This is a genomic window from Streptomyces sp. NPDC001904 (assembly GCF_040297005.1).
Taxonomy (GTDB): Bacteria; Actinomycetota; Actinomycetes; order Streptomycetales; family Streptomycetaceae; genus Streptomyces.
The window spans coordinates 55,931-74,606 of sequence record NZ_JBEOYI010000014.1; the positions used below are offsets into that span (position 1 = coordinate 55,931).

Here is an 18,676-nt window from a genome sequence, read left to right on the forward strand (position 1 = left end):
GAACGACACGGGTCTACTTGAGGCGGAACTTCTTCATCAGGCCGAGGCTGCGCGTCATGAAGGCCGCGTACTTCTCGTCGCTCATGCCGAACGACGGCGCCATCGGCATCACGCGCTGGTGGGCGACGGTCTGCGCCTCGGTGTACTTGAGGATTCCCTCGGAGCCGTGCCGGCGGCCGAGCCCGGAGTCCTTCATGCCGCCCATCGGCGACTGCACGGAACCGTAGGCGGGCGCGTAGCCCTCGTTGATGTTGACCGTGCCGGTGCGCAGCCGGGCGGCGACCTCGTGGCCGCGCTTCGCGTCCTTCGTCCACACCGAGGAGTTCAGGCCGTACGCGGTCGCGTTGGCCTGTGCGACGACCTCGTCCTCGTCGCTGAACCGGTAGATGGAGACGACCGGGCCGAACGTCTCCTCGCCGCAGACCGCCATCGGCGCCTCGACGCCGTCGAGGATGGTCGGCTCGAAGAAGTACGGGCCGATGTCCGGCCGCGCGACACCGCCCGCGACGACGGTGGCGCCCTTGGCGACGGCCTCCTCGACGTGCCGGGACACGGTCTCCAGCTGGCGCTCGCCGACCAGCGAGCCCATGTCGGCGCCGTAGGCGAGGGACTTGCCGAGCCGCATCGCCTTGGTGCGGGCGGCGAAACGGGAGACGAACGCGTCGGCGATCGACTCGTGGACGTACAGCCGCTCGATGGAGATGCAGAGCTGGCCCGCGGAACTGAAGCAGGCGCGCACCGCGCCGGCCGCGGCCTTCTCCACGTCGGCGTCCTTGAGGACCAGCATGGCGTTCTTGCCGCCGAGTTCGAGGGAGACGCCGACCAGCCGGGCGGCGGCGCCCTGCGCGACCTCGCGGCCGGTGCGGGTGGAGCCGGTGAACGAGACGTAGTCGGCGTGCTTGACCAGCTCGGGGCCAACGACCGGGCCCTCGCCGAGGACGACCTGGAAGACCTCGGCGGGCAGCCCGGCCTCGATGAGGAGGTCGCGGGCCCACAGCGCGGTGAGGCAGGTCTCCGTGTCGGGCTTCATCACCACCGCGTTGCCCGCGACGAAGGCGGGGAGCGCGTCGCCCACCGACAGCTCCAGCGGGTAGTTCCAGGGGGCGATCTGGCCGACGACACCGCGCGGCTGGCGCAGCTCGGTCACCTTGGTGAGCGTCGGGACGGCACCGGTGTGCCCCTTCGGCTTCAGGTACGCCGGCGCCTTGCGGCCGTAGTGCCGGGCGGCCACCGCGACGGCCTGCACCTCTTCGTGCGCGTGCAGCCGGGCCTTGCCGGTCTCCAGCTGGATCAGGTCGAGCACCTCGGCCTGGCGGGCGAGGACCAGGTCGTGGAAGCGCAGCAGGACGGCGGCGCGGCGGCGCACCGGGGTCTTCGCCCAGACGGCCTGCGCCGCGCGGGCCCGCTCGAAGGCCGCCGCCACGTCATCGGGCGTCGACTCGGGCAGGTCGGCGAGCTTCTCCCCGGTGAACGGCGTGTGGTTCGCCGTGCGGCCCGAGCCGGCCACGTCACGGGTGAGCTGGGCGATCAGCTCGGGGGTGACCACGTCGGTGACCGTGCGCGCGCCCTCGGGGGCGGCGGCGATCGGGTTCGTCCCGGTCGTCCCGGTCGTCTCGGTCTGCTCTGGGGTGGCCTGCGACTCCGTCATGAAGGGGAGCGTAAGCCTCGGCGCACGCTTTGGGTACCCGTCGGTAATCGCCCTTCACCGCGCCCACACACCGCGCCAGCGATCACTGGCAGCAAAGCTGCTGATCAGGGCCTTTGACGGCGCCGGTGATCACCTCTCAACTCTTTTCCAGCAGCAGCCCGGCGCACGCCTTCGTATAGACGTCACCGCCCTGCTTCTCGGCGTCCCCGCCGTCCTTCGGCATGCTCACCCCGAGGTCGTAGCGGCCCTGTTCGCCGACGACGTAGAGGCGCCGCTCGCGCATGACGGTGTCGTCGTTCGCGTTCCGGTACGTGACGTCGAGGCGGGCTGCGTCCATGCCCTGGAAGGTGGTCCTGGTGACCGTCCTGCTGATGTCGGTGGCGCCGCGCGCCGCGTAGGAGTCGCCGACGCCGGTCGCCCAGGCCAACGCCGTGGAGGTGCCGGTGGTCCAGCGCTTCAGGCTCAGCGTCACGTCGCTCTTGGGGTCGGTGTAATGGACCCCGTCGTCGGAGGGGTCGTGGTAGACGTCGGTGAGCTTGTCCGGGACGGGGATCACCGCGTGGAGTCCGGGCTCCTTGCGCGCGGTCCAGCCCTTCGCGAGGCGTGCCGACGGGGAGGCCGACGCCTTCTTGCCGGACGGCTCGTCGGGCGGCCCCGCGGACCCCTCGCTGTACTCGGTGCCGCTGCCGTCGGGGCCCGCGCCGAGCGAGGTGCCGAGCCAGACGCCGCCACCGACCAGCAGCGCACCGGCCAGCGCGGCCGCCAGCAGGGCGGGGGTGCGGCGGGACTTGGCGGGGGCGGCGCTCCGAGCGGTTCCGGGCTCGGTCTCGGGCCCGGGTCTGGGTTCGGGTCTGGGTTCGGGTCTGGGTTCTGGCCTGAGTTCTGGCTGGGGTTCTGGCCTGAGTTCCGGTCCGGGTTCGGCCTTGGACACGGGCTTGGCCCCGGAGGGCGCCGGTCGGGCCGCCGCCGGGTCGAGGGCCGCCGTCAGTTCCCCGGCCGCCTCGGCCGCGTCCGGGCGCCGCGCCGGGTCCTTGGCGAGCAGCCGGGCGATCAACGGGCCGAGCGCACCGGCCCGTTCGGGCTCGGGCGGGTCGAAGGAGAGGATCGCGGCGAGCGTCGACTCCAGCGTCGTCCGGCGGAACGGGGACCAGCCCTCCACGGCCGCGTACAGCAGCACGCCCAGCGACCACAGGTCGCTCGCCGGACCCGCGCCGTCGCCCGACATCCGCTCGGGCGCGATCGACTCCAGCGAGCCGACGAACTCGCCGCTGACCGTGAGCGGCTCCTCGCCCTGGATGCGGGCGATGCCGAAGTCCGTGAGGACGACCCGGCCGTGCGGGCCGAGCAGCACGTTCGCCGGTTTCACGTCGCGGTGCACGATGCCCTTGGCGTGCGCGGCGCGCAGCGCGCCGAGCACCGCGAGTCCGACCCGCGCCGCCTCGGGCGGATCGAGCGGGCCCCGGGCGAGCAGCTCGTGCAGCGACTCGCCGCGCACCAGCTCCATGACGATCCACGGCAGCTGGTCCTCGACGACGACGTCGTGCACGGTGACCGCCGACGGATGGTCGACGCCCGCCGCGGCCCGCGCCTCGCGCTGGAGGCGGGCGTAGGCGCGCTGCTGGGCCTCGCCGTGCGGATCGCCGGGCAGCCGGGGCTGCTTCACGGCGACGTCGCGGCCGACGAGTTCGTCGACCGCGCGCCACACGGTGCCCATGCCTCCGGCGCCGATCCGCTCGGCGAGCCGGTACCGGCCGCCGATCAGGCGGCCCTCTCCTCGTCCCCCGTTGATGTCCACGTCAGGGCTTGTCGACTTCCAGGTTGGCGATGGCGGCGTCGGCGACCGCACGGCCCCGGTCGGTGACGTCCCCCTTGGACGGATAGTCGATCCAGAGCTGGTACATGTCACCGCCCCCGGTCTTGTAGTAGAAGGCCTTGGCCTCCCTCGGCCTGGGGGCGTCGGAGTCCGAGCCGTCGGTGTAGGTGATGGTGTTCACGGCGGCGTCGCCGTCCTTGTACGAGGTCAGAGCCGTCGTGCTCCTGGGTGCGGGCTTCTCCGCCATGCGCGAGTTGTCGCCCTTGTTGATGGCGTCGGAGTCCTTGTTGGCCTGCGCTCCGGCGGAACTGGCGATCTCGTTCAGCGTGTCCTCGGACTTCCTGGTCAGGCTGAGCGTGATGGAGATCGCGTAGCTCGGGTCGCTGTACGTCACCCAGTGGTCGTTCTTGTTGACGCTGTTGTCCGCGGCCCGGCGCACGTAGTCGGGCGGCGCCGGGACCGAGGCCGCGACGGTGCTCTCCTCGTGCGTCTCCCACCCGTCCGGCAGCGGTCCCGCGAACGGGTCGGCGAGGACCAGGTACGCCACGGCCGCCAGGACGACGACCCCCGCCGCGATCCCGGTCAGCGCCTTGCGGCCGAGCCGGATGCCGCCCTGCGCCGAGCCGATCCGCACGACCTGGGTGGGCGGCGGGGCCGGCGGCTCCGCCGCCCGTTCGAGGAGGGCGCGGACCTGCGCGGCGTTCGGACGGTGGGCCGGGTCCTTCTGGAGCAGGCCGTTGATGGCGTCGGCGAGCGGGCCCCGCGCGGAGGCGGGCGCGGCCGGTGTCGCGTTCAGCACCGACTGGAGGGTGGCCGGGGTGTTGCTGCGGCGGAACGGCGAGACGCCCTCGGTCGCCGCGTACAGCACGACACCCAGTGACCACAGGTCGGAGGCGGGGCCCGGGCGCTGGCCCAGCACCCGCTCGGGCGCGATGAACTCGGGCGAGCCGACGAAGCCGCCGGTGTCGGTCAGGTTCGTCTCGCCCTCGATCTGGGCGATGCCGAAGTCGGTGAGGATCACGCGGTCGTGGCGGCCGAGCATGACGTTGTCCGGCTTGACGTCACGGTGCAGGATCCCGGCGGCGTGGGCCGCCTCCAGCGCCCCGAGCACCTCCAGGCCGATCCGCGCCGCCTCGCGCACGCCGAGCGTGCCCTCCTTGAGCGCCTCGCCGAGCGAGCGCCCCTGCACGAACTCCATGACGATCCACGGCTGTCCGTCCTCGACGGCGACATCGTGGACGTTGACCACGGCCGGGTGGTCGAGCCGGGCCGCGGCGCGCGCCTCGCGGCGCATCCGCTCGAAGGCGTTGGACCGCTCCCGCTCGGGCAGGTGGTCGGGCAGCCGGGGCTCCTTGACGGCGACCTCGCGGTCCACCGTCTCGTCCTTGGCCCGCCACACCGTGCCCATGCCGCCGTTGCCCAGCTTGCTCAGCAGCCGGTAGCGGCCCGCGACGATCCGGCCCGCGCCCGGGTCCGGGTCCGGGTCCGGCTGCTGCTGCGGCGGCACCACCTGGGTCGGCTGCGCGTACGGGTTGTCCGGATGCGGGACGTACGACGGCTGCGGCCGCGGTGGCTGCAGCCCGAAACTGGTGGGCTCGTCCGCACGGCCCGGCCCGTAGGGTGCTCCCCCGTTGTCACTCATGGCCCTATCCCTACAGTGCGGGCGCCCCGGGATCCACCGGGGTCACGGAGTTGTGACCGCGCTGATGCGCACCCACGGGTCAATCCCCGGCGGCCGGTACGAACGTGTCGACCGCCGCGTCGAAGTGGGCCCGCCCCTGACCGGCCTCGCCGACCGGTGCCGACACCCACACGTCGTACATCCGGCCGCCCTGCTCCCAGCACAGGTCGACGGTGTGCCGGGCGCCCTCGGCCGTGCTGAACCCGTTCCAGGTGAACTCCCACAGCGCGGCCGCCCGCCCGTCGTGGGTGGTGTCGGTGACCTTCCCCGACCGGTAACCGGGGTTGTTCTTCGGCCCGTCGGCGGCCGACCGCCGCTGCACGGCACCCGGTCCGCCGCTCTCGGACTCCGCCACCTTGATGCCGATCCGGAAGGTCCTGCCCGGCGACATGTAGAAGGTCCGCGGCCCGTCGGTCTCCCGCTTGAAGCCCTCCGGCACGGCGAGCCGGAACCCGCGGGGGTCGTGGGCGATGCGGTACCCGGCGGGGGCGGAGGCGCGCGGCGTCGTGGTGCGGGTCTCCCGGCGGGTGACGGTGACGGTCGGCGTGGGCGAGACCGACGCGGACGGCCGCCCGGGCGCCGAACTCGTGGTGGCCGGTGGCGCGTTGTCGCCGGTCCCTTCCTGGGACAGGAGCACGGCGGCCGCGATCGCGGCCCCCGCGACGGCCGCGACGAGCGCCGCCGCCACCAGCAGCACCCGGTTCGACGGCCCGCGCCGCGCACCCGCCGGGGGCCCGTCCCGCCGGGTCGGTGTGTACAGGGCGCGGGGGGCGTCCGCCCCGTAGGGCACGGCGGGCTGCGGGGTGGCGCCGGTGGCGATGTACGCGCGCAGCAGCCGCTCGGCCTCGTCGAGCCCCAGGCGCCGGGCCGGTTCGCGCTGGAGCAGTCCCTGGATGACCGGGAGCAGCGGCTCGGCCTCGGCGGGCGGCCGGATCTCCTCGTACACGACCGCGTGCAGGACGCCGCCCAGCGAGTCGCGCCGGAACGGTGATTCGCCGGTCAGCGCGGCGAGGAGCAGCACGCCGAGCGACCACAGGTCGGCGCCGGCCCCGGCCCGCTCCCCCGCCATCCGCTCGGGCGCGGTGTACTCGGGCGAGCCGACGAAGCCGCCGGTCTCGGTGAGCGTGGAGGCGCCCGCGACCTGCGCGATCCCGAAGTCGGTGAGCACGACGCGGCCGGTGCCCGTCTCCAGCAGCACGTTCGCGGGCTTGAGATCGCGGTGCAGCACCCCGGCGGCGTGCGCGGCCCGCAGCGCGCCGAGGAGCGCGAGCCCGATCCTGGCGGCCTCGGTGGTGTCCACCGGGCCCTGCCGGGCGAGGCGGTCGGCGAGCGAGCCGCCGTTCACCAACTCCATGACGATGTACGGGTGATCGTCGTGCAGGACGACGTCGTGGACCACGACGATGTTCGGGTGCCGCAGCTGGGCGACGGCCCGCGCCTCGCGCAGCATCCGCTCCCGCTGCCCGCGCGCGTCGTCCTCCGAGAGGCTCTCGCCGGTGCCGAGTTCGAGATCGAGTTCCTTGACCGCGACCTGGCGCCCGAGCAGCGTGTCGGTGGCCCGCCAGACGACGCCCATCCCACCGCGGCCGATCCTGACCTCAAACCGGTAACGCCCGCCGATCACACGGGCGTTGTCCCCCTCGGTCCCCATACGCCCCATCATGCCGCACGGGTGTCCGTATTGAGGGGGAGGTTCCGGTCAGGGCACCGGCGGCCCTATTCGGCGGGCAGCCAGCCCTTGCGGATGTTCTCGAACTGCTGGCGGGCGCTCGGCCACGCGCCCGCGGGGGCGGACAGATAGAGGGCGTACTCGGTGCCGTCGTGCGCCACGTACGTCTCCTCGATGGCCCGGCGCGGTCCGGGCGCCGAGTCCTTGGAGCCGCCGGTCCAGGTGAAGTCCCAGAGCGAACCCTTCTGGTCCCGGTAGGTGTTGGCCTCCAGCGACACCCGCTGGTAGTCGGGCAGCGACTTCTGGAGGGTCTTCTCCAGGTCCCGCTGGTGCTGGTACGAGTCCGGCCACTCGGAGGACTTGTCGATGCCGATCCGGACGAAGCGCTGCCCGTCGCCCGGCCCGTAGTCGATCTGCGTCTCGGTGCTGGAGTCCAGGCGGTGCCAATCGGGCGGCACCGTCAGCGTGAACCCGGCGGGGTCGTCCACCTGCTTCCAGTCCGCCGGGATGCCGCCGGTGCCGGGCTTCGCCGAGGGCGAGGCCGATCCCGAGGGCGTCGGGCTCTGCGGCGCGGTGCTGGCGGTGCCGCCGGTGCCGTCCCCGCCCGGGTCCTGCCGGGCCGACGAGTCGGAGTCCCGGTGGTCCAGGTAGGAGAGCGCGCCGAACGCGCCGCCGCCCCCGACGAGCAGCGCCGCGACCACGCCCGCGACCCACAGAGGCCAGCGCCGCTGCCGGGTCCCGGCGTGCGCGACCGTGGTGGTGTGCTGGACGGGCGGCTGCGGTACGGGGGTGTGCCGGACCGGCGCGTGCGTCGCCGCGGTGGGCGCCGACGCCGGGTGCACCTGGGTCGGCACGTAGGCCTGCGCCCCGCCGCTGCGGCGCCCCTCGGCGACCTCGGCGAGCATCACCTCGGCCTCGTCGGCGTCGGGCCGTGCCGCCGGCTCCTTGCGCAGCAGCGCCGCGATGACCGGCCCCAGCTCCCCCGCGTGCCCGGGGATCTCGGGCTCGTCCTCGATCACGGCCTGCATGGTGCTCAGCGGCGAGGTGCGGCGGAACGGGGAGCGGCCCTCCACGGCCGTGTACAGCGTGGCGCCCAGCGCCCACAGGTCGGAGGCGGGGCCGGGCTCGGAGCCGCTGACCCGCTCCGGCGCCAGATAGTCCACGGAGCCGACGATCTCGCCGGTGCGGGTGATGGTCGAGTCGCCCTCGACCTGCGCGATGCCGAAGTCGGTGAGTTTGACGCTGCCGTCGCGCGCGAGCAGCACGTTGCCGGGCTTCACGTCGCGGTGCAGCACTCCGGCCCGGTGCGCGGCGCGCAGCGCCCGCAGCGTCCACAGGCCGATCCTGGCCGCCTCCGTCGGGACGATCCGCCCGTGCTCCTTGACGGCGTCGGCGAGCGAGGGGCCCTCGACCAGCTCCATGACGATCCACGGCCGGTCGTCGTGCTCCAGCACGTCGTGGACGGTCACGACCGCGGGGTGGTTGATGCGTGCGGCGGCCCGCGCCTCCGTCTGCGTACGGGCGAGGAGCGGGGCGCGGTCGGCCTCGGAGACCCACTGAGCGGCCGTCAGTTCCTTCACGGCGACCGAGCGGTGGAGAACCTCGTCGTGCGCCCGCCAGACACGGCCCATGCCGCCGCGGCCTATCGATTCTCCGAGCCGGTAACGGCCCGCGAGGAGCTGGCCCTGCATCTGATTCACGTTCCCCCGCAAAGGTCTTGACAGAGCCCACCCTAGGGAGCGGGGGCCACTCAAGGAACAGGCGGGGCCTCATGGAAACAGCACTGTGACGCGCGTCGCGTTCACTCTCCCGTTGCCCGGAGGTACCTGCCGGATACCCGCGGGGGTGCCGCGGAGGTGCTCAACCCCCGTACTGGTACGTGGAGGACGCCTGGTCGTACAGGCGCGACACCTCGTCGCGCTCCGCCTCGGGGCCGCGTACCTGCACGACGTGGTACTTGCCGCCGACGACCATGGCGAGATTGCGCACGTACACCTGCCGGCCGTCGCTGCCCTGCCAGGTGAACTGCCCCTCGGCCATCGTCCGTCCGCCCACGTCGATGGTCTTCATCCCGCTGGACGTGGCCCAGGTCGAGTCGCGGAACGGCTGGAGCTCGCGCTCGTCCTCCCGCTGGTACTTCATCGGGTCCTTGCCGTACGTGGCCGTGGAGTCGCGCCCGGGGACGACGAGCAGCTCGAAGTCGCCCTGGGCGTAGACGACCTGTCCCCGCCCGTTCTTCCCCTCCCGCTGCCAGCCCTTGGCGACGGCGACCTCGAAGCCCTCGGGGTCCTTGCGCAGGGTGAACCCGGCGGCGACGTCGGACTGCGGCTGGGTGGAGGACGGCTTGGAACTGCTGTGGCCCTTGGGCGACTTCGAGGGGGCGGGCGCCGACGGCTCCTGGCTCCTGGGCGTCTGCCGGGGCGCGCCGCCCACCGAGTTGGCGTTCTCGCGCGTGCCGTCCTGGCCGCCCGTCCCGGACTTCGGCATGAACACCATGGCGTACGCCACCGCGCCGACGAGCCCGACCAGGACCAGGGTGACCAGCAGCTTGCCGAGCGACCTCGGCCGCCGGGGCGCGGACTCCCGCACGGCGCGCGGCGGCTCGGGCATCCGGGGCGCCCTGGATGCCTTCGGTGCCTTGGGAGCGCGGGGCGGTGCGGCCGCCCGGACGGGCTGGGGCATCCGCTCGTCGCGGCCGCGCTTGTGCCGGCCCGCGCCCCTCCCCGCGCGCCGTCTGCGCACCAGCTCGCCCCTGCGGCGCTTGATCGGCAGCCGGGTCGCGTCGTAGGCGGGCGCGGGCACGACGTGCGTCCCGGCGTCCGGCTCGGGCGCGGAGCGCACCAGGGAGCGCAGCCAGCCCCCCAGCTCCTCGAAGTCGATGCGCTCGGTGGGGTCCTGACGCAGCAGCGACTCCACGACGGGCCGCAGCGGCCCGCACTCCTCCGCGAAGGCGGGGGGCTCGGCGCACACCATCTGCACCAGCTCGGGCGTCGACTCCTCCGGGTAGGGGGCGTGCCCCTGCACGGCGCGGAAGAGCAGCGCCCCGAGGGCCCACAGATCGGTCGCGGGTCCGACGGGCGCGGCGAGCTGCCAGCTCTCCTGCACCGGATAGGCCTGCTCGGGCGCCCAGCGCTCGGTGACGGGCCCGACGACGGTCATCCGGACCTGCCGGGCGCGCTCGGCGTCCAGCGTGGTCAGCGCCGCCCTCCCGGGGGTGCTCGCGGGCGGGGCGTCCGGCGGCGGCGCGTCCGCCCCGGTACCGGTGTCGGTGCCGGTGTCGGCGCCGGGTATCAGCTCGTTCCACCGCGTGGGCTGCACGGCCGGGGCGGGCCGCTCCGACGGGTCCTCGGCCGCGGGCCGCCGGGTGGCGCCGTGCCAGGAGTCCCGTACGCCGTAGGGGTCGTCGACCTGGCCCGCGGGCTTGTCGGCGGACTGTCCGGTGAGCTGTCCCGCGGCGGCCCGGGCACCGGCCCGGTAGGCGGCGATGGCCCCGGCGCGGGCTGCCCGGAAATCACCGGTCTCGATCGCGGGGGCGGGTGCGGGGGCGGGCAGGGACGGCTTGGACAGCGCGGGACGCTCGGGCTCCGGCGCGGGCTCCGGTTCCGGGGCCGTCTCGGGGTCCGGGGCGGGGCGCGGGTCGTAGCCGCACAGGGCCTCCTCCGCGGCACCGGCCGCGAGCCCGGTGAGGACCACCCGCCCGTCCTCGCAGACGAGCACGGTCCGTGCCGTGATGTTCCGGTGCACCCAGCCGTGCGCGTGCAGCGCCCGCAGGGCGGTCAGGACGTCGGCGGCTATCTCGGCGGCGCGGTAGGGGCTCAGCGGCCCCTGGGCGAGCAGCGCGGCGAGCGGCCGGGCCGCCACCACCTCGCTCACGACCCACAGCGACCCGCCCTCGGCGAACACGTCGAAGACCTGGTCGAGCCGCGGGTGGTCGGGTATCTGCGCGGCGGCCTGCGCGGCCTCGATGGCGCGGGACACGGACGGCTCCGCCGTCGCGCGGACCGGCGGCGCCCCGGGCCTGAACCCTTCCGGCAGCCCGTCCGCGTCGAGCACCTCGGCCTCGACGACCTCGGGCAACGGCACCTGCCGGACGAGGACTTCCTGCCCGCTGTAGGTGTCGAACGCACGGGACGCCCACGACCGCGTCGTGTCATAGGCGTCGGCGGCCGGCAGCGGCAGGCGGTACCGGTCGGCGAGCACCCGTCCCGCGTACTCGTCCACGACGCCTCCCGCGCTCCGCCCGGTCAATTCCGTTCTCTTTGCGACCCGTTACCCGCAGTGATGCGTCCGCATACGGCTGCGTACGGTTCGCAAGCACTCACGATACGTGCCGGACGGCGTCGAGGGAGAAGGTTCAGGACTTAGCGGCGGCCCGGGACCGAGGCTCAGGACTTGGGGGTGAAGCTCTGGGTAAAGGTCTTCCAGGTGGACTTGCGGAGCGCACTGTCCCAGTCGCCGTCCTTCGCGGTGTACATCAGCCCGTACCCCAGCGAGCCGTTCACCACGAATCCGCGGTCCACGGAACGGTACTTGGTGCCTCCGTCGGTGTAGGTGAACTCCCAGTCGGCCGTGTTCCAGCCCCGGTAGTCCACCGCGGCTATGCGTATGCGGTGGTACTCCGAGCGGCGCATGTACCGCTCCTGGCCGCGCCAGTCAGCGACCGGGTCGGACTTCGGCGTGGTGGTCCAGCCGACGAGCAGCTTCTGCCCCTTGGGGCCGGTGAAGCGCGCTCCCGCGGCGCTCGTGGAGACGTACTTCCACCCCTTGGGAAGTCCTATTTTGAAGCCCTGGCTGTGCTTGTACGTGGTCGTGGCGGCCGACCCGGAGCCCTTGCCGGACGAGTCGTCACCGGGCGAGGACGACGCGTCCGCACCCTGCGACGCGGACGAACTCGGGTCGCCACCGGCGCCCTTGCCGTCCTTGTCACCCTTGTCGTCCTTGTCGCCCTTGCCGCTCTTGTCGTCCTTGCCGTCGCTGCCGCTCTTGTCGTCACCCGCGGTGGCTCCGGCGGAGGGCGTGGTCCGGTCGCCGCCGGCCTTACCGCCCTGGTCGTCGCCTCCGCCCAGCGCGAAGGCCAGCACGGTGCCGACCACGACGAGCGCGGCCACGACCGCGGCGATCACCAGCGTGCGGCGCGGCACGACGTCCGTGATCGCGGCCTTCTTCGCGGGGGCGCCCGGCGCCGGTCCCGCGGAACGCTCCGCGACGGCCGTGGCGGCGGCCTTGCGCACCGAGGTGAGCGCGCCGCGCAGCCGCTCGGCGGCCTCCTCGCCCTTGGCGGCGACCCCGGCGGCGGCCGAACCGGCCTTCGCGGAGCGCTTCTTGTCCTCGGGCGGCAGCGGCGGCAGCGGCACGACCTTGGTCGCCTCGACCGGCTCCGGCTCGGGCGCGGCCTTCGGCTCCGGCGCGTGGATGACGTCGTTGAGCAGCGCCCGCGCGCCCGCGTCGTCGAGCCGCTGCGCGGGGTCCTTGGCGAGCAGCCCGTAGATGACCGGCGCCAGCGGTCCCGCGTTGGTCGGCGGGTCGACCGGCTCGGTCATCACGGCGGTCAGCGTCGCGATCGCCGACCCCTTGTCGTACGGGGGCACGCCCTCGACGGAGGCGTAGAGCAGGCCGCCGAGGGACCACAGGTCGGCGGCGGGCCCGGGCTTGTGGCCGCGGGCGCGCTCCGGAGAGATGTACGAGGGAGCGCCGACGAGCATCCCGGTCGACGTGATCGACGGGTCGCCCTCGACCTGGGCGATGCCGAAGTCGGTGAGCACGACCCGGCCGTCCTCGGCGATCAGCACGTTCGACGGCTTCACGTCGCGGTGCAGGATGCCCTCGCGGTGGGCGGAGCGCAGGACGTCGAGAATGGCGAGACCGACCTCGGCCGCCCGCTTCGGTTCGAGCAGACCGTCCTCGCGCACGGCCTCGGCGAGGGACTTGCCCTCGACCAGCTCCATCACGATCCAGGGCCGGTCGTCCTCGTCGACGACGTCGAAGACCGTCACCGCGCCGTTGTTGCGGATCCGGGCGATCGCCTTCGCCTCACGCAGCGTCCGCGTGACGAGACGGCGCTTCTCCTCGTCGTCGATGCTCGACGGGAAGCGCAGCTCCTTGACCGCGACCGTGCGGCCCAGCGTCTCGTCCTTGGCACGCCACACCGTGCCCATGCCGCCGCGGCCGAGCACCGCGCCCAGACGGTAGCGCCCGGCGAGCAGTCGGCCCTCCGCGCCGCGCGACGCCTCGGCGCCCGCTGCGGACTCGGCACCGGTCCCGACCCCGTCCGACACGGAAGAGTCCCGACGAGTGCTCTTGTCCTGACGGGTTTCGCCCGCCCGCTCCGCGTCCGACATGCGTCCCCTCTGCAACCCGCCCTGACAGAACCTTCATTGTCCCTCACACCAGGACCACTTGACGCCCAGGGTCACCCCTCGGACCACCTGCTCGGAACCGTCCCGCCCACAGGGCGGCAGGACCGGACGGACCGTCATACGCGCACTCCGGACACTCCTGGCCATACCCGCGGCCACACCCTCATTGCGCCGGAATCCGACCGGCTCACCGCAGTTCGCCGCCCGCCCCGCAGGCCACTCTTCCTTCGCAGATCAACAAGGGCAAGGCCCCGGGGGTGCTCAACACGGCATCCACCCAGGGCCGTTACGACCGCGCCTGCGACCGCGCCCCGCGGCGCGGTCGCTCGGGGCGCGCGAGGCTACGACAGCGGCACGATGTCCGGCGCCCCCAGCCGGGCCGCGTCGGCGGTCAGGTCGTCGGGCTGCAACTGCGACTCCCGCTCCGCCTGCACCCGCTTCTCGTAGTGCTCGACCTCCCGCTCCACCTGGTCCTTGTCCCAGCCGAGCACCGGCGCCATCAACTCGGCGGCCTCCCGCGCGGAGCGGGTCCCCCGGTCGAAGGTCTCGATGGAGATCCGGGTCCGCCGGGTCAGCACGTCGTCGAGGTGCCGGGCGCCCTCGTGCGAGGCGGCGTAGACCACCTCGGCGCGCAGATAGTCGTCGGCCCCGCCCAGCGGAGCCCCGAGCCCGGGGTCCTTCGCGATCAGGTCGAGCACTTCCTCGGCCAGCGCCCCGTACCGGTTGAGCAGGTGCTCGACGCGCACCACGTGCAGGCCGGTCCGCGCGGCGATCCTCGCCCGCGCGTTCCACAGCGCCCGGTAGCCCTCGGCACCGATCAGCGGGACGTCCTCGGTGACGCACTCGGCGACCCGCTGGTCGAGCGCGTGCACGGCCTCGTCGACCGCGTCCTTGGCCATCACCCGGTACGTCGTGTACTTGCCGCCCGCGACGACGACGAGCCCCGGCACGGGGTGGGCGACGGTGTGCTCCCGGGACAGCTTGCTGGTGGCGTCGGACTCCCCGGCGAGCAGCGGCCGCAGTCCCGCGTACACGCCCTGCACGTCGTCGCGCGTGAGCGGCACGCCCAGCACGGAGTTCACGTGCTCCAGCAGATAGTCGATGTCGGCGCTGGACGCCGCCGGGTGGGCCTTGTCCAGGTCCCAGTCGGTGTCCGTGGTGCCCACGATCCAGTGCCGGCCCCAGGGGATGACGAACAGCACGCTCTTCTCGGTGCGCAGGATCAGCCCGGTCGTCGAGTTGATCCGGTCCTTCGGCACGACGAGGTGGATGCCCTTCGACGCCCGGACGTGGAACTGCCCGCGCTCCCCGACCAGGGCCTGGGTGTCGTCGGTCCACACGCCCGTCGCGTTGACCACCTGGCGGGCGCGGATCTCGTACTCGCCGCCCCCGTCCACGTCCTGCACCCGGGCTCCCACGACCCGCTCGCCCTCGCGCAGGAAGCCGGTGACGCGGGCCCGGTTCGCCACGTGGGCGCCGTACATGGCGGCGGTGCGCACCAGTGTGGCCACGTAACGCGCGTCGTCCATCTGTGCGTCGTAGTACTGCAGCGCCCCGGTCAGGGCGTCCTTCTTCAGGGCCGGTGCCACCCGCAGCGCGTGCTTGCGGGTCAGGTGGCGGTGCATGGGCAGCCCGCGTCCGTGCCCCCGCGCCATGGACATCGCGTCGTACAGGGCGACACCCGATCCGGCGTACAGCCGCTCCCATCCCTTGTGCTGGAGCGGGTACAGGAACGGCACCGGCTTCACGAGGTGCGGCGCGAGCCGCTCCAGGAGCAGCCCGCGCTCCTTCAGCGCCTCCCGGACGAGCGCGAAGTCCAGCATCTCCAGATACCTGAGCCCGCCGTGGATCAGCTTGCTCGACCGGCTCGACGTGCCGGACGCCCAGTCCCTGGCCTCGACGAGCCCGGTGGACAGGCCACGGGTCACGGCGTCGAGGGCGGTGCCGGCGCCGACCACCCCCGCGCCCACCACGAGGATGTCCAGCTCCCGCTCGGCCATCGCCGCCAGAGCCTCCGCACGCTGCTCGGGTCCCAGTGTCGCTGCCTTCACTGCTGCCTCCCGCTGTCGTCGGCGCCGGCCTCACCGGCTGGTGCTGCGTGGTCCCGGGAGTTTCGGGCCTGCTCCCGATTCTGACCCTCCTGCCCGATTCCGGCCACCAGCAGACCTCCGCCTGTGGACAACCTTCGGCGGCGACGGCGACATGCCCCGACTCACGGCGACGCAATGAGGCATATCGGTCATATTTACTCCTAGTCTGACTGTGCGCTCGCCCGTTCTGTCCACAGGGCTTGCGACCACGTCCCGCTCCGGCTAACGCCGGTCCGCCTCCCGGGAAGGACGGCCACCGCCATGCCCGCTGACCTCGCCGTCGTCGGCCTCGGCCACCTCGGCCTGCCGCTCGCCCAGGCCGCCGTCGCCGCCAGGATCGCGACCGTCGGCCACGACCCCGCCCGCGCCCCCGACCTGGCCGCCGGCCGGCTCCCCTGCGACGGCGACGCCGCGGCCCTGACCGCCGCCGACGTCCGCCGGATGCTCGCCGCGGGCTTCCGCCCCACCGCGAACCCCGCCGAACTGGCCCGCGTCCGCACCGCGGTCGTCTGCGCCCCGACCCCGCCCGGGGCGGACGGCAGCCCGTCCCTCGCCCCGGTGATCGAGGCGACCCGCACGCTGGCCGCCCATCTGCGCCCGCACACCACGGTCATCTTCGAGTCGCCGGTACCGCCCGGCACCACGGAGACGGTCCTGCTGCCGCTGCTCGAGGAGGGCTCCGGGCTGCGCGCGGGCCGCGACTTCCACCTGGCCCACGCCCCGGGCCGGATCGACGCGGGCCTGCGCGCCCACCCCTACTCCGCCACCCCCAAGGTCATCGGCGGGCACACCCCGGCCTGCACGGAGTCGGCGGCCACCTTCTACGGCCGCCTCACCGACAAGGTGGTCCGCGCGCGCGGGCTGCGCGAGGCGGAGACGGTCCACCTCCTGGAGACCAACTACCGGCACGTGAACATCGCCCTGGTCAACGAGATGGCGGTGCTCTGCCACGACCTGGGCGTCGACCTCTGGGACGTCATCCGCTGCGCGGAGACCAAGCCCTTCGGCTTCCAGGCCTTCCGCCCCGGCCCCGGCGTCGGCGGCCACGCGCTCGCCCAGGACCTGACCTCGCCCCACCTGCCCACCCGCCCGCTGCGCCTGGTCGAACTGGCCCGCCAGGTCAACCACCACATGCCGTCCTACGTGGTCCAGCGTGCCGCCACCCTGCTCAACGAGCACGGCAAGTCGGCCCGCGGCGCCCGCGTGCTCCTCCTCGGCGTCACCTACAAGCCCGACCTCGCCGACCAGCAGGGCGCCCCCGCCGAGGAGATCGCGACCCGCCTGATGCAGCTCGGCGCCGCCGTCAGCTACCACGACCCGTTCGTCCCGTCCTGGAACGTCCTGGACCGCCCGGTCCCGCGCGCGGACTCCCTCTACGAGGCCGCGGCCGACGCCGACCTGACGATCCTGCTCCAGCACCACCGCACGTACGACCTCCAGGGCCTCTCGGTGAAGGCCCAACTGCTCCTGGACACAAGAGGCGCGACCCCGGCAGGGGCGGCACACCGCCTCTGACTGCTACTCTGCGGCCTCTCTGGGCACACTCGTGCCCATGTTCACACTTCGGGGGGACCGCATGACCCAGCCGCCACAGCCACCTCAGCCCCAGCCGCAGGACGGCAACCCGTACGCCCAGGAGCAGCCGCAGCCCGGTTACGGCTACCCGCAGCAGCCGCAGCCCGGCCAGTCGCCGCAGCAGTACACCCCGTTCCCGCAGCAGCAGGCAGGACCGGGCGGCTTCCCGCCGGCCCAGCCGGCCCCGGCCCGTGGCGGCAACGTGGCCCTCGGCATCGTCGCCGGTGTGGTCGTGGCCCTGATCCTGGCCTGGGCGTACGGCGCCATCATGAAGGCCACCGACCACGAGATCGGCTACGCGGCCATCGGCGTCGGCTTCGTCGTCGGCCTCGTCGTCGGCAAGGTCGGCGGGCGCAACGCGGTGCTGCCGGTCCTCGCCGCGGTGATCTCGCTCGCCGCCGTGTACCTCGGGCAGATCACCGGGGTCGCGATGTACCTCGGCGAGGTCGCGGACGTCTCCTTCTTCACCGCCCTCACCGACCACTTCGGCGTCATCAACGACGCGTGGAAGGAAAACGCGGACGTCAAGGAGTACATCTTCATGGCGATCGGCGCCTTCGCCGCCTTCGGCTCCGCCAAGAAGGCCGCGCTCTAGGCGACACCGCCACAGCAAAGGGTCGGGCCCCGCCGTTCTCGGCGGGGCCCGACCCTTTGCTCGTACGGCGGTGTCAGCGGCGGTGCTGCGAGTCCGCGACCGTGACCTCGACCCGCTGGAACTCCTTGAGCTCGCTGTAGCCGGTGGTCGCCATGGCCCGCTTGAGCGCGCCGAAGAAGTTCATCGACCCGTCCGGGATGTGCGAGGGGCCGGTGAGGATCTCCTCGGTCGTGCCGACCGTGCCGAGGTCGACCTTCTTGCCGCGCGGCACGTCCTCGTGAACGGCCTCCATGCCCCAGTGGTGACCGCGGCCGGGCGCGTCCGTGGCGCGGGCCAGCGGCGACCCCATCATCACGGAGTCGGCGCCGCAGGCGATGGCCTTGGGCAGGTCGCCGGACCAGCCCACGCCGCCGTCGGCGATGACGTGCACGTAGCGGCCGCCGGACTCGTCCATGTAGTCGCGGCGGGCGGCGGCGACGTCGGCGACGGCGGTCGCCATCGGCACCTGGATGCCCAGCACGTTGCGCGTGGTGTGGGCGGCGCCGCCACCGAAGCCGACCAGCACACCGGCGGCACCGGTGCGCATCAGGTGCAGCGCGGCGGTGTACGTGGCGCAGCCGCCGACGATCACCGGGACGTCCAGCTCGTAGATGAACTGCTTCAGGTTCAGCGGCTCGGCGGCGCCGGAGACGTGCTCGGCCGAGACGGTCGTGCCGCGGATCACGAAGATGTCCACGCCCGCGTCCACCACGGCCTTGGAGAACTCGGCGGTGCGCTGCGGGGAGAGCGCGGCGGCGGTGACGACCCCGGAGTCGCGCACCTCCTTGATGCGCTGCTTGATCAGCTCGGCCTGGATCGGCGCCGAGTAGATCTCCTGGAGACGCGCCGTGGCGGCCTCCGGCTGAAGCTCGGCGATCTCGTCGAGCAGCGGCTGCGGGTCCTCGTAGCGGGTCCACAGACCCTCGAGGTTCAGCACGCCGAGCCCGCCCAGCTCACCGATGCGGATCGCGGTCGCGGGCGAGACGACGGAGTCCATGGGCGCTGCCAGGAACGGCAGCTCGAAGCGGTAGGCGTCGATCTGCCAGGCGATCGAGACCTCCTTCGGGTCGCGAGTACGCCGGCTCGGCACGACGGCGATGTCGTCGAACGCGTACGCACGGCGGCCGCGCTTGCCGCGCCCGATCTCGATCTCAGTCACTGTGGGAGGCGCCTTTCCATCTGGGTCCCTCTGGGGCCTGCCCGTCCAGTA

Annotated in this window: 11 protein-coding genes; 2 read left to right on the plus strand and 9 right to left on the minus strand. The window is 73.4% G+C overall.

Annotated features, from left to right (window positions below):
* Positions 1-13: 13 nt before the first annotated feature.
* The 8 genes from ABT127_RS22555 to ABT127_RS22590 all read right to left on the minus strand — a co-directional run bounded on the left by ABT127_RS22555 (position 14) and on the right by ABT127_RS22590 (position 15,218).
* On the minus strand, positions 14-1,648 hold the full coding sequence (locus ABT127_RS22555) for a succinic semialdehyde dehydrogenase (RefSeq protein WP_351452879.1): 1,635 nt from the start codon (positions 1,646-1,648) through the stop codon (positions 14-16).
* 136 nt (positions 1,649-1,784) lie between these two features.
* Positions 1,785-3,362, minus strand: a complete 1,578-nt coding sequence (locus tag ABT127_RS22560) for a serine/threonine-protein kinase (RefSeq protein ID WP_502971764.1) — start codon at positions 3,360-3,362, stop codon at positions 1,785-1,787.
* An 82-nt stretch (positions 3,363-3,444) separates the two neighbouring features.
* Positions 3,445-5,103 carry a serine/threonine-protein kinase gene (locus tag ABT127_RS22565; protein WP_351452885.1) on the minus strand — a complete coding sequence of 553 codons (1,659 nt, stop codon included), beginning with the start codon at positions 5,101-5,103 and terminating at the stop codon, positions 3,445-3,447.
* A gap of 79 nt (positions 5,104-5,182) precedes the next feature.
* Positions 5,183-6,793 (minus strand): serine/threonine-protein kinase, encoded by a 1,611-nt coding sequence (locus ABT127_RS22570; protein ID WP_351452888.1) that lies wholly within the window; start codon positions 6,791-6,793, stop codon positions 5,183-5,185.
* A 65-nt stretch (positions 6,794-6,858) separates the two neighbouring features.
* Positions 6,859-8,502, minus strand: coding sequence for a serine/threonine-protein kinase (locus tag ABT127_RS22575; protein WP_351452891.1), 1,644 nt, complete (start codon positions 8,500-8,502; stop codon positions 6,859-6,861).
* 169 nt (positions 8,503-8,671) lie between these two features.
* A complete protein-coding gene (locus tag ABT127_RS22580; RefSeq protein WP_351452893.1) occupies positions 8,672-11,032 on the minus strand; it encodes a serine/threonine kinase C-terminal domain-containing protein in 2,361 nt (786 codons plus the stop codon).
* Positions 11,033-11,196: 164 nt separating this feature from the next.
* Entirely contained in the window at positions 11,197-13,149 is a 1,953-nt protein-coding gene (locus ABT127_RS22585) for a serine/threonine-protein kinase (RefSeq protein ID WP_351452896.1), read from the minus strand.
* Between the two features lie 359 nt (positions 13,150-13,508).
* Positions 13,509-15,218, minus strand: a complete 1,710-nt coding sequence (locus tag ABT127_RS22590; RefSeq protein WP_351452899.1) for a glycerol-3-phosphate dehydrogenase/oxidase — start codon at positions 15,216-15,218, stop codon at positions 13,509-13,511.
* Between the two features lie 300 nt (positions 15,219-15,518).
* Between ABT127_RS22590 and ABT127_RS22595 the strand changes: the two genes are divergently transcribed.
* Together ABT127_RS22595 and ABT127_RS22600 are read left to right on the plus strand one after the other, a co-directional pair.
* A complete protein-coding gene (locus ABT127_RS22595; protein WP_351452901.1) occupies positions 15,519-16,772 on the plus strand; it encodes a nucleotide sugar dehydrogenase in 1,254 nt (417 codons plus the stop codon).
* A gap of 61 nt (positions 16,773-16,833) precedes the next feature.
* A complete protein-coding gene (locus ABT127_RS22600) occupies positions 16,834-17,427 on the plus strand; it encodes a hypothetical protein (RefSeq protein ID WP_351452903.1) in 594 nt (197 codons plus the stop codon).
* A gap of 73 nt (positions 17,428-17,500) precedes the next feature.
* On the opposite strand, the gene ABT127_RS22605 is transcribed toward ABT127_RS22600, so the two are convergent.
* The gene (locus ABT127_RS22605) at positions 17,501-18,625 is read right to left on the minus strand and encodes a GuaB3 family IMP dehydrogenase-related protein (protein WP_351452906.1); all 1,125 of its coding nucleotides are present in this window, start codon (positions 18,623-18,625) and stop codon (positions 17,501-17,503) included.
* Positions 18,626-18,676 lie beyond the last annotated feature (51 nt).